Below are 11,596 nucleotides of genomic sequence, written 5' to 3'. Positions count from 1 at the left end.
CACGACCACCTCCAGGCCCAGGCCCTCAGCCCCGACAGCAGCCGCGACTTCATCACCGACGTCACCAAGACGTACATCGACGCGGCGGACCACCCCTGGGTGCGGTTCGCGAAGTTCTGGACGTGTCGCTGACGGTCTCGCCGTGGTGATGGGAAGATTGAGTCCAGGCCCGAGGACCCAGGTGATCTCTTGGTGGGGTTGCTGACCGCCAACGCCAAGACGATCAGTCGCGTTGGGCCTCGCGGGAGGTGGGCTGTCCGCTCCTGCGAGAACTTCGTCGAGTGATTCGCCTGGTCATGAGCGTGATTGCGGCCGAGGTGATCAGTGATCCCGAGTGCTGTGCTGCGCTAACCCACCGATATTCCGCCAGTACATCGACGTCCTCTTCCACTCACGCAGGACCGCATCAGCCCTACTGGCCAAACCAGCTGAGAGGCGGAGTCTCCCGGCGTTGGTGGGTCGGCCTCAGCCACTCCAGGCACATGCTTGCGAGCCCGGACCCACTGGTCCGCGCTCGCAAGCTGTTCGCGGTGTGCCTTCTCGCACGTTATCGATAAGTTCGCGCGGCGGCCGCACGGTAGCGCTGCGACTGCTGCAGCCCTACCTAGCCAAGGGCTTTTTGCAGCGTCAAGTGGAAGAGCGCGATCGGGTCTTCCACAAGTTCCCTGACCCGCTCGAAGTCGTGGCCGTGGAACCACTCGAAGATCCGGCCGCCATCGATGTGTCCGTTCAAGACGTGGTGCAGGTTCGTGAGGACCATGGATTCCAGCCGGTATGCCTCATTCCTGGTACCGACAGGGGCGGAGACCCATCCGTCGACCAAGGTGCGGTCCCGCCGGCTTGGTGGTCATCGACATTGACGCCCATCCAGCTGAGCCTCCCGCTCGCCCCGAGGATGCTGCGCCGTTGGTCCTGCAGCGTTACGGCCGGGGTCTGGCCCTCTTGTGAAACGTGATGGCCGCGTAGGAAGGCGCATGTGGGGGCGGCGGGGCACGAACAATGCTTGCCTGGTGGGCGGGGCTCGGTCGCTTCGGTCGCTTAAGCAGGAACAGCGACTCAAAGAGCAGCGACCCAGATGGGCTTCGGTCGCTACCGTCTGAGACTAAGAAACCGCAGGTCAATGCCCATTCCTCGTAGCTGGAGCGACTGAAGCGACTCTGACTCTGCATATATGGGCGTCATAGAGTGTGTGCGTGTGCGTGATATATCCCAGGCTTGAGTCGCTTCAGTCGCTGTTAGGCTCTTCATAGCTGCTCTGGCCTGGCCTTTTGTCCGTGGTGGTGGAGCAGCGACCGAAGGCGTCAGAGTCGCTGTGTTCCCTGCTCGGTCGCTGGTCTCAGCCTGCGGGCTGTGTCGTGTGTGCTCAGCGACCCGTGTTCCGCATGTGCTCCGCGACGACACGGTCCGCGTTCGCTAGTCTGTGTCTGTCATTGAGTCGCTTCGGTCGCTGATTGGGGGTGCGAATGCCTGCTGAGCTGCGTCTTTCCGGCAGCGACTCACAAGGTCCTGTGCCTGCGGCTTCAGTCGCTGCCCCAAGCCTGCTCGCAGCGCAGTGGTGTGCCCGCCGAGGCTGGCCAGTGCACCCTCTCGCCCCCGGGAGGAAATCACCAGCGGGGAACTGCAGCGACTGTCGTGAGGACGCCCACGCACCGAGGGACTGTCCCTGCCTGCGCGTTGGCCGCTGGTGCCACAGCTTCTACGCCGCCACCCTCAACCAGCGGCGCATCCAGCAGTGGTGGGGCCAGCATCCCGAGCTTGGCATCGGCGTTTCCTGCGGTCCCGCCGGCTTGGTGGTCATCGACATTGACGCCCATCCAGCTGAGCCTCCCGCTCGCGACCGCATCCTGCCGGGCATCCCCATCGGCGACCAAGTCGACCTCACCGGCCTTGCCACTGGCTTTCACACCCTTGCCGTACTCGCCGCTCTGCGCGGCCAGCAAAGTCCAGCCGACGACACCACTACCCTGCGCGTGCGCACCCCTTCCGGCGGACTTCACGTCTGGTACCGAGCCACCGTCAACCGTCGATGGCTCTCCTCCGTCGGCTCTACCCCAGGCCGCGCCCTGGCCTGGCAGGTCGACATCCGCGCCCACGGCAGCTACATCGTCGCCCCCGGAACCACCACCCAGCACGGAACCTACACGCCCGTCGGTGAAGCCCGGGAGCCCGCCGCTCTCCCGCTGTGGCTGGCTCAGGAACTCGACCGCACCGGGCACCTGCCCGCACCCAGCATCCCCGCCCCCCGGCCCGTGCCGCCGCGCGCCCAGCAGGCCGTCCTCGCCGCCGGCGGGAGCCGCTCGGCAGCCGCGAACACCCTCGCCGCCCTCCTCGCGCCCGTGGAGGCCTGCGGTCAAGTTGCCGAGGGCGCAGGGTTCTCCGACACTCTCAACCGTGCCGCCTACACTCTCGGAGGCCTCATCGCCGCCGGCCGGCTCCCCGAGGAAGCCGAACAGGCTCTCAAGGACACCGCGGTCGCGGCCCGTCCCGGTCAGGATCACCGCATCGAGCAGATCATTCGCAGCGGCCTTGCGGCTGGCCGGCAACGGCCCCTTCACGTCAGTGGGAGGCGCCCGTGACGTCGCCCCGCAACGAGACCCTCTTCGACTTCGACCCCGAAGCCGTTGCCGCCCAGATCCGCAACCAGGCCGCCACTGTGCCGGTCCCCGCCCAGGCCGCCACCGAGCGGCTACTGGGCGAAGCCACCGCCAACGGCTTGCTGCCGGACACTCTGACCGACCGCGGCAACGCCAAGCTTTTCGTTAAGCTCTACGCCTCCGACTATCGGTACGTATCCCGGATCGGCTGGTTCCGGTGGGACACCACCCGCTGGCAGATGGATGAGGACGAGACCGTCCTGTGGGCGGCTGGCGACCTCGCTGAGAACATCGCCACCCACGACCCGAGAGGCCACTTCACCACCACAGCTCTGGCGAAGCACCGCCGACGGGCCCTGTCGACCGCCGGCATCAACGCCATGCTCGCCCAGGCAAAGTCCGCACCCGGCATGTCCCTCAACCCCGACCGCCTGGACGCCGACCCCTACGCCCTGTGCACCCCCAGCGGCGTTGTCGACCTGCGCACCGGCCTGCTCTCCGCCCCCGACCCGAGCAAGGACTTCCACTCCCGCTCCACCACCGTCGGCCCTCAGGCCATGCCCACCCCACGCTGGCTGCGCTTCCTCACCGACACCTTCGGCGACGACGCCGAGGGCCAGCAAATGATCGACTACCTGCACCTGCTGCTTGGCTATTCGATCACCGGCGATGTCGGCGCTCAGATCCTGCCCTTCCTCTACGGAAAGGGTAAAAACGGCAAGAGCGTCCTCCTGGACGTCACCATGAAACTCCTCGGCGACTACGCCGACGCCGCCCCACCCGGCTTCCTCATGGCCAAACCGTTCGAAGGTCACCCCACCGACCTCGCCGAACTCCACGGCCGCCGCATCTACGTCTGCTCCGAAATCAAACCCGGCGACAAGTTCGACGAGGCCCGCGTCAAACTTCTCACCGGCGGCGACCGCATCAAAGCCCGCCGCATGCGCCAGGACCCCTTCAGCTTCGAACCCACCCACAAACTCTGGCTGCTGGGCAACACCCGCCCCGAAGTCGGCACCGGAGGCTTCGCCTTCTGGCGCCGCATGCGCCTGCTCCCGTTCGAGCGGATCGTCCCCGACGACCGCAAGATCGATAACCTCGCCGACATCCTCGTCACCGAAGAAGGCCCCGGCATCCTCAGCTGGCTCATCGACGGCGCCCGTCGCTACCTCGCCGGCGACCGCGACCTCACCGGTCCCGAACGCGTACGCATCGCGACCACCGCCTACGCAGAAACCGAAGACCACACCGGCCGCTTCTACGACGAATGCTGCCGCCTCGGCCCCGAGCTGCGCGCCGAGCAGACCGCGCTCTACGCCGCCTACAAAGCCTGGTGCCACAATGAAGGCGCCCTGGTTATGTCCTCACGCGCGTTCGCCGCCCGCACGCGGGAACTCATCGGGCTGGCCTCGCCCAAGGAGATGATCCTGTCCAACCAGCGCAAGCACTACCCCGGCATCGGACTGCTCACCGACGACGAAAGGGACACCAGCCAATGAGTTCCCTGATCAGCGCGGACGAGATCAGCCACGAAACCGAAATCGTGTGGCTGGAGGACACCGACCAACTCGACTACGTACGCCAGAGCCTGGACCGGCTGCCCACCCGCAAGGGCAAACCCGCCTACCACCGCGACGGCCGCATGGTCGGCTACGCCGTTTTGGGCCCCGACGCCAAGGCCTCCCGTGCCTCCGGCACCTTCCGCCGCCGCGTCTTCTGGCTCCTGCCCCACGATCGCGACAGCCAGCCCGATGGCCTGTACGCCAACAGCGCCCCGGCAGAAGCCGTGGACCCCCGCACCCTCGAACCCCGCATCAAGGGCTCCAAGACCGAACGCTCCGAAGGCGGGCCGCCCTCGCTCGCCATGCAGGAACTCGGCATACAACTGCCGCTGTAATCAGCATGTGAGGTCGCTCACGAGATCACGGCACCGTGGTGCGGGAGACCCGTGTCACGGTGCCGTCCCCAGGGTGTCTCGCCGCCATCATGGTGCCCATCCTCATGGTCCTGATTGCGGCTGCGGTCCTCATGGTCATGTGCTACCGCCAGGAACGCGTGAATGAGCGAAATGAGGCAGAAGCCCTGGAACGGACAGCTGCCCTAGCCCGCTCGTACGCGCAAGACGTGGCGGCAGCCCCGCACGGCTTTCCCGGCCAAAAAGCCGTGCGGGGCATCGCCGAGCGGCACGACGGCAGGCTTCTTTCTTACGCACGGTCGGAGAACTCGCTGACCACCACCGTCCGCTTCTTCGGAGAATACGAGGACAACGAGCATGTTCGGCGTCTCGCACTCCCGGGCCTACCGCTGCTACTCCGTTGGGCTCCAGAAGGGGCCGCGGGCGTACCGCCGGCGAGGACGACTCCGCTGGAAAAGTGCGACGTCATCTGATCCAAGCGCTGCGAAGCAGACCCGACTGCCCACTTGCTGAGTCCGCTCCACGAGGTTCTGAGGCTGGAACCGGCACAAACAGGTGTGGTCAGCTGCGTCAGGGTTCGGGCCAGCCGTGCCTGTGACCCCGGCAGCTGGCCGATGGTGGTATCCCCGAGTCCATGGTCTTGGTGCAGGCGCGACCCGTCGAGGGACTGAGGTGGGCTAGCCAGCTGCCCGGGCCCGTGGCCGTCGTCTCAGCTGTGGAAGTGGATGTATCCGTTGCCGTCGGGGTCGTTGCTGGACTTGGTGTAGGTGTGGACGTCGGCGCGGCTTCCTGAGGGCTTGTACAGGTAGATGGTGTCCTTGTCGTTGTTCCACAGGAAGTTGCAGTTGTCGCGGTAGACGACGTTGTGGGTGTCGGAGTCGGTGCCGTGGCCGCCGCGCAGCTTCACGTAGTCGCCGGGCTGCAGGTAGTGGGTGGCGGTGAAGGTGAAGCGGTTGCCGGTGGCGTCCTTGACGACGTAGCCCTTGAGGTTGATCGTCATCCGGGAGGAGTAGTTCTTCACCGTCAGGTACTCCTGGTCAGTGTTGCCCGAGGAGCAGCTGTTGGAGTCCCGGCCGGGCGCGTCGTACTGCACTCCGCGGATCTTCAGTGCCGAGCTGTACTCGGCGGCGTGCGCGGGAACGACGGACAGGGCGGTCAGGGCGCCGGCCGCAACAGCGGCCGCCGTGACGAGGCTCTTGCGCAAGAGCGGGCTCCTCATAGTCGAGCGGGTAGTGTCGCCTGTGCACGACACGCACCCCGGGTCCGGCGGTTGCGCGGGATGCGGACCTTCATCCGTTCGAAGGACGCAGAGCCGCCTGCCAGCACCGGCTGCCGGTGTGCCAGTGCTGCTGAATATCGACCACCGTGCCGAGGATGCGAGTACGGACCTGGCCGACAGGGTGCGCCCGGCCCCACGCTCACGAGTGGAGCCGGGCGCTGTGCCAGGAGCCCGGACCGAGGCAACGCCGGACACCCTGTTCGCGTATCCGCTCGGGGGACGGACGTGACGCGATGAGTTGATCAACTACGAGCCGGACAGCGCGTCACGCACCCGCACACGATCTGCACAGGCTGCGTCCGCAAGCATCCGGGTAGTGCCCCCATCTCCGCTGACCGCGCGCACACCGGGGGAGCGCATCACCGTCGACCGGTGCATCAACCGCCCGCTCCAGTGGCCGGTTTCGATCAGGAGACAGCCTGGGGGAGGGCTGTGACGTGGGCCTGCAGGTCCCGTACGGCCGCATTGCTCGTGTGGGGGGTGATCCGTGCGGCGGCGTCGTTGACGAGCTTGATGCAGCGGCTGGCTTCGGTGGCGAGCGCGGCGTCCAGGGCGGAGCGGGCGTCGGTGGCGGCCGCGTCGAGGCCGCGGCGTGCGAGGGCGCTTTCAGCGCGGTCGGCGAGGGCGAGTGACCTTGTGCGTTGCCGTGAGGGTGCGAGCATGCGGATTCCGTCCGTCAGCGACTGTTCGGCACGCTGGGGTTGGCCGAGGGTCAGCCAGCAGCGGCCGGCGTCGATCGTGAGGTCGGCCGGGGACATCCATCCGGCCTAGGGCGGCGTTGTGGCGGGCTGGGCCCGATCGAGGTCCTGCTCGGCGGCGACGAGAGCACGGCTGGTGACAGCTCGGTCCCCGAAAGTGGTACGTGAGTGCCAGGCCGGCCACGTCGTCAATCCGCGACGAGCAGACCTCCTGACCAACCGCTCGCGCCGGTTGCCTTGCAGTCCTGAAGCGGTATAGGTCCCAGCCAGCGCACCGGGAAAGCGGATTCGGAGGCCATGAACTCTTCCAAGCAGTCGCCCATGGGCGATCCGCGTCGGCGCGGCCCTCGAACCAGCCCAGCGTGCGCATCAGCGCCGAATTCCTGCTCCGTAGTTCCCCGAGCCGGCTCATGCATGGGCTACAAGGGGGAACACGCGGGCTGAATCGGTGTGATTCAGCATGGCGACTGAGTTTCAACACTGCCAAGACGTGAGAACTATTGCCCATCTCGCGCCGGTCGGCTTGTTCTTGAGTCGTTCCCTGGCGGTCTCTTCCACTTGAGATGGAGTTGGCACATGGCGAAGTCGGATACGTCAGGTGGTCCGCCGGCTGATGAGGATTCAACGGCTCCACCGCCCGCCCCTCTGAAGCCCCAGCCAGGGGCCGTCCTCCACCCGACGAAGGATGAGGCAGAGCAAGCAAAATTCGACGAGTTGCTCGCCGCAGCCGCAGCGGCGACTGGGCCAGACGAAAAGTTCGAGCTTGCGTATGACGCAGCACTGACCGTTCTGACCCAACAGGATGCAACTCTGACGAATCTTCGAAATCGCGCGAGTGGTCTCTCCACCGTAGCGGGTGCCATCGCGTCATTCGCGGCTGCCATTGGCCTAGTCGACAAAGAAAATCCGCTGCCTGTCCTAATTTTGATCGGGCTGATGGTTACTATGGCGGCAGTCATCGCCTGCGCTTTCATGATCTTGATGCCAAGGAATTGGAACTTCGGTGCAGACCCTGCTGTCATCCTGACAGCCTCAGGGGAATATGGCGAGGTGGCGAAACTTCGTCGCGCACTGACGGTGGGCATTCTTCCAGCAGCTAGAAAAAATGAACAACAGTTGCAAAAGTGCGCCCGCTACTACCGTTACGGAGTTGTCGTCCTGGGCGTGGAAGTGGTGCTTGTCGTGGTGGCTGCCCTTGTGTCTCGCTAATAATTACGGAGCGCGAAGTATGAACACACTGCCTGGCCCGCAGGGTCAGCCGGAAGAGAAGCCAGGTCTGCCTTCGAGGCAAGGGGTCAGCCACGACCCGCTGCCCCCGAGGCAAGGGATCAGCCACCACCCGCCGGCCCCCGAGGACCGTATGCCGGACCCCGCTCTGGATGCCAGGAAGCCATCCAAGAAGAAGGGCTCCAGCAAAAAGGCCACGACAAAGGCCGGCGCGGCAACGAAGGTCACCGCGAAGAAGGCGACCGCTGGGAAGAAGGCGACCGCTGGGAAGAAGGCGACCGCTGGGAAGAAAGCGACCGCTGGGAAGAAAGCGACCGCTGGGAAGAAAGCGACCGCTGGGAAGAAAGCGACCGCTGGGAAGAAAGCGACCGCTGGGAAGAAGACAGTGGCCGAGAAAGCAGATCAGTCAAAGGCGGCCAAGAAGAGCTAGAGGCGATGCGTCCCCCATTGCCGACCTCGGGGGACATCGGTAAAGCCCCTCGGCACGCCGTCCGCATCGGGAAGCCCTAGTTCAGCGATTCCCTACCCGCCGGATGGACCGTGCTCGACAGCAACCGGCCGCTGGGTGAGCTGTCCGGCGCAGTCCACTGGACCATCCGGAAAGCTCTCGACACGATCGTCGAGATTTTGCACCGCAGCCTCAGCCCGGATCGCGACAGTGAAGGGCCTACCGCCGGTCGCACCCCTGATACGTCACCGAGGAGACTGACAGGTCCCGAGGGGAGGGTGCTGTTCGCGGCCCCCTCAGGGTCGTTGTTGGGCCTGGGGGGCGGCGCCATGTCGGGCGCGCTGGCGCCGGAGGCTCGGGAAGTCACGACTTCTCCGGCGGGTGTGGCTCGACGTGACGGCAATAGTGGCAGACCGCCCCGGCTTGGCGGTCGACGGTGGAGCCACTGCACCGGGGGCACTCGCCACGTTCCAGGACCGGTCCCGTCCCGGCCGTACAACTCGGGCAGGCGTGCCCCTCCGGTAGGTTCTGCCACCCGGCGGCGGCCACGGCGGTCTCAAACGGTTCCTCCGGGGGGAGGCCGTCAGGCCTCAGGAATAAGGCTAGGCAGTCGGGGCGGTCACAGGTTACGGCGTTACGGATCATCGGGTGCTGGCCCCATCGTTCTTGAGGGTTTCGCCGTCCAGTTCCGAGTTATCCGGCTCGTATTGGAGAGTGCTTGTGTCGTCCGCGGAGATGTCGATGTAGTCCGGCCGCTCCCGACGGCGCGGAAGGAACCTGTCCAGCCAGCCACGCGGTTCGGTGTCGGCCGGGCACCTGTCCACGGCCGCCAGGACGTCGAGCTGTTCCCTCGAGAGCAGTTCCGCCCAGTCGGAGGGGTAGACAGCGCTGCACCACAGGTGCAGCTCACCCTGTTCGTTCACCACGCTGAATTGGCTGTTGCGGACTCCGAAGCGATAGCGGTTGCGCTTCCCGGCCGTCCACGCTCGCCCCCATCATCCGCAGGGGAGCGGCGATCCGCTCCATCGGGCGCCGGCGCAGGAACCGGTCCCCGGTCAGCACCGAGATGCCGTCGATGCCCGCGCACATCCCCGAGGTGAGCCGGATGCCGGTACCGGCGTTGCCGTGGTCGAGGACATCGTCCGGCTCGTGCCGGATCGGCCCTTCCACCCGCACACGCCCGTCACCCGCATCGGTGACGGTCACTCCGAAGCGCTCCACCGCGCGCAGCGTGTGCGTCACGTTGCCCGGGGCGCAGCGCGATCCTCGGCACTTCCGACGCCGAGTGGCAGTCGATGATCGACTCGAATCTGACGAGTCACTTCCTCGCTGGTGACCTCTCTCATGGCGGAACTCGATGGCGCGGGGCCTCGTGTCTACGAACTCGTCATCGGTCCCCTCCGCACCCGCCCGCGTGCCGCGATAGGAGCGGATAGTCCTGGGTGGTTCAGCGCTGGGGACCTCGGCCGGCACGCGGGCTGCCTCGTTGCCGGCGCCGGGCCGCACGCGGCTGTCCCGCTTCAGTACCTGATCAGCCGCGCTCACGGTGTACGGACCACGCCGCCGCAGCAGTGACGGACCGGACTCGGCCCTGTCACCTACGAGTACAACGGAGCATCCCGTGCGCACCACCGCCAACCCATCTCCGGTTCCTGACGAGGCACTTCCTCAGAGCCTCGCCGCGGTCGCGATCCGGCCAGGTGACCGTGGCTATGACGCCGTACGACACACCTACACGCGCCTGGGCTGCCCGGCTGCCGTGATACGCGTTCGGGATCACCAGGACATAGCGGATGTACTGGCCCACGCCCGCACCGCCCAGTTGCCTGTGACCGTACGCAGCGGCGGGCACGGTATCAGCGGCCGGTCCACCAACGACCAAGGCGTCGTCGTCGACCTCTCCGGGCTCAACAAGGTAAGCGTGCTCGACGCGCGATCGGGCTTGGTGCGTGTGGAGGCGGGAGCGCGCTGGGGAGAGGTCGCCGCATCGCTCGCTCCCCACGGCCTGGCCCTGTCTTCCGGAGACACCGGGGACGTCGGCGTCGGCGGGCTGGCCACCGCGGGCGGCATCGGCTTGATGTCCCGACTGCACGGCCTGACCATCGACCACATGCACTCCGCCGAACTCGTCCTGGCCGACGGGTCCGTGGTGCGCACCGATGCCGAACATGACCCGGACCTGTTCTGGGCCGTACGCGGTGCGGGAGCCAACTTCGGCGTGGCGACGGCCTTCGTGTTCCGCGCCGAGCGCGTGCCCGAGGTGACCGTAGCCATCACCGTCTACGACGCCCAGGACACCGCCGTATTCCTCAACCGCTGGGGAGCCGCCGTGGAGGCGGCTCCCCGCGAGGTCACCAGCTTCCTGACACTCCTCACTGGTCCCGGCGGGAGAGCTGCCGCCCAGACCATGACCGTATACGCGGGCACCGACGCCGCAGCGGCCCGCGCAGCGCTCGGTCCCCTGCTGTCGGCCGGACCAGCCCTGCGCCATCAGGTCAACACCACTCCGTACCACCAGCTGTTGCCGGCCGGGCACGAACCCCACTACGCGCAGCAGCCACTCACGATTTCGCGCTCCGGGCTGGTGGACCACCTGACCCCGCCCACCGCCGAGGCTATCGCGGCGCTGATGGGAGCAGCCGGTATGGTGCAGTTGCGCTCAGTCGGCGCCGCGGTCAACGACACACCGCCCACGGCGATGGCATACTCGCACCGCACCCAGAACTTCGCCCTGATGGCTGCCACGGTGCCGGCGCTGCGCGAAGCCCTCGATCAACGGTGGGAACCCCTCCACCCGTATCTGAATGGGCTCTACCTGAGCTTCGAAACGCGCACCGGACGACTGCAACTGCAGGACGCCTTTCCCGGCGCGGTACTGGACAGGCTCATCACACTCAAGGCGCAGTACGACCCTGAGCACCTTTTCGACAACAACTTCGCCCTGCCGTCGGTGCCCTTTCCGGCCTGAACCCGGAACCAAGCGCCAGTCCGACCCGCTTCCGAAGAGGAGGGGTTCCAACCAGCGCAAGCACGACCAGGGCATCGGGTCGCTCGCCGATGGGGAAAGGGTTCCACACATGAGCTCTCCAACCGACGAGAACGGCGCATGCCGGGTTGGGCACCGTCACGGAGATGGACAAGCGCGGCCAGGAGCCGGCCGACGAACACCAGCAGGTGCCTTCGCACTTGCGCCGACAGCTGCTTCCCTGGCTGCGGCGCGCCTGGCCCGGTGCGGTTCGTACCCCAGCGAGCCTACTGAGGCCATGGGCTCAGTGCTCACACCGCCCGGCAAACCGGTGATCACCCCACCACAACACCCGAGCGCTGAACTGGGTCTCTCGCTTTAGACGGTGTCCTATGTGGTGAGGCGGACGTACCGCTTGTAGCAGCAGAGGGCTGCGGCGAGGCCGAGAAAGGCCAGGTAGTTGCGTGGAT

The 11,596-nt window shown here is 66.5% G+C and carries 12 protein-coding genes; 7 read left to right on the top strand and 5 right to left on the bottom strand.

Annotation, left to right across the window (positions count from 1 at the left end; translation table 11 throughout):
• Positions 1 to 604: 604 nt before the first annotated feature.
• Positions 605 to 760 (bottom strand): hypothetical protein, encoded by a 156-nt coding sequence (locus tag ABTZ58_RS39110; protein ID WP_351367968.1) that lies wholly within the window; start codon positions 758 to 760, stop codon positions 605 to 607.
• Between the two features lie 817 nt (positions 761 to 1,577).
• Between ABTZ58_RS39110 and ABTZ58_RS39105 the strand changes: the two genes are divergently transcribed.
• From ABTZ58_RS39105 to ABTZ58_RS39090, 4 genes are all read left to right on the top strand, one after another.
• Positions 1,578 to 2,576, top strand: a complete 999-nt coding sequence (locus ABTZ58_RS39105) for a bifunctional DNA primase/polymerase (RefSeq protein ID WP_351367965.1) — start codon at positions 1,578 to 1,580, stop codon at positions 2,574 to 2,576.
• A complete protein-coding gene (locus ABTZ58_RS39100) occupies positions 2,573 to 4,093 on the top strand; it encodes a DNA primase family protein (protein ID WP_351367962.1) in 1,521 nt (506 codons plus the stop codon). Before ABTZ58_RS39105 ends, ABTZ58_RS39100 begins: the two co-directional genes overlap by 4 nt.
• Positions 4,090 to 4,491 (top strand): DUF6009 family protein, encoded by a 402-nt coding sequence (locus tag ABTZ58_RS39095; RefSeq protein WP_351367959.1) that lies wholly within the window; start codon positions 4,090 to 4,092, stop codon positions 4,489 to 4,491. Before ABTZ58_RS39100 ends, ABTZ58_RS39095 begins: the two co-directional genes overlap by 4 nt.
• Positions 4,492 to 4,580: 89 nt before the next feature.
• A complete protein-coding gene (locus tag ABTZ58_RS39090; protein WP_351367956.1) occupies positions 4,581 to 4,982 on the top strand; it encodes a hypothetical protein in 402 nt (133 codons plus the stop codon).
• A gap of 236 nt (positions 4,983 to 5,218) precedes the next feature.
• On the opposite strand, the gene ABTZ58_RS39085 is transcribed toward ABTZ58_RS39090, so the two are convergent.
• Together ABTZ58_RS39085 and ABTZ58_RS39080 are read right to left on the bottom strand one after the other, a co-directional pair.
• Positions 5,219 to 5,728: a lamin tail domain-containing protein gene (locus ABTZ58_RS39085; protein ID WP_351367953.1), complete on the bottom strand. Its 510-nt coding sequence runs from the start codon at positions 5,726 to 5,728 to the stop codon at positions 5,219 to 5,221.
• Positions 5,729 to 6,195: 467 nt separating this feature from the next.
• Complete coding sequence (locus ABTZ58_RS39080; protein ID WP_351367950.1) at positions 6,196 to 6,546, bottom strand: NsdA family TPR-like regulatory protein; 351 nt, start codon at positions 6,544 to 6,546, stop codon at positions 6,196 to 6,198.
• A 516-nt stretch (positions 6,547 to 7,062) separates the two neighbouring features.
• Between ABTZ58_RS39080 and ABTZ58_RS39075 the strand changes: the two genes are divergently transcribed.
• Positions 7,063 to 7,695, top strand: coding sequence for a hypothetical protein (locus ABTZ58_RS39075; RefSeq protein WP_351367947.1), 633 nt, complete (start codon positions 7,063 to 7,065; stop codon positions 7,693 to 7,695).
• Positions 7,696 to 7,714: 19 nt separating this feature from the next.
• Positions 7,715 to 8,143: a hypothetical protein gene (locus tag ABTZ58_RS39070; RefSeq protein ID WP_351367944.1), complete on the top strand. Its 429-nt coding sequence runs from the start codon at positions 7,715 to 7,717 to the stop codon at positions 8,141 to 8,143.
• Positions 8,144 to 8,802: 659 nt separating this feature from the next.
• Here ABTZ58_RS39070 and ABTZ58_RS39065 read toward each other — a convergent pair.
• Together ABTZ58_RS39065 and ABTZ58_RS39060 are read right to left on the bottom strand one after the other, a co-directional pair.
• Positions 8,803 to 9,087: a hypothetical protein gene (locus ABTZ58_RS39065; protein ID WP_351367941.1), complete on the bottom strand. Its 285-nt coding sequence runs from the start codon at positions 9,085 to 9,087 to the stop codon at positions 8,803 to 8,805.
• On the bottom strand, positions 9,068 to 9,403 hold the full coding sequence (locus tag ABTZ58_RS39060; protein WP_351367937.1) for a carboxyvinyltransferase: 336 nt from the start codon (positions 9,401 to 9,403) through the stop codon (positions 9,068 to 9,070). Before ABTZ58_RS39060 ends, ABTZ58_RS39065 begins: the two co-directional genes overlap by 20 nt.
• Positions 9,404 to 9,782: 379 nt before the next feature.
• On the opposite strand from ABTZ58_RS39060, the gene ABTZ58_RS39055 reads away from it, so the two are divergent.
• The gene (locus ABTZ58_RS39055) at positions 9,783 to 11,129 is read left to right on the top strand and encodes an FAD-binding oxidoreductase (protein WP_351367934.1); all 1,347 of its coding nucleotides are present in this window, start codon (positions 9,783 to 9,785) and stop codon (positions 11,127 to 11,129) included.
• The last annotated feature ends 467 nt before the right edge of the window (positions 11,130 to 11,596 follow it).

Source organism: Streptomyces sp. NPDC094143 (assembly GCF_040303825.1).
Taxonomy (GTDB): Bacteria; Actinomycetota; Actinomycetes; order Streptomycetales; family Streptomycetaceae; genus Streptomyces.
Note: the sequence above shows the minus strand (reverse complement) of the source record. Positions and strands in the feature narration are given on the sequence as shown.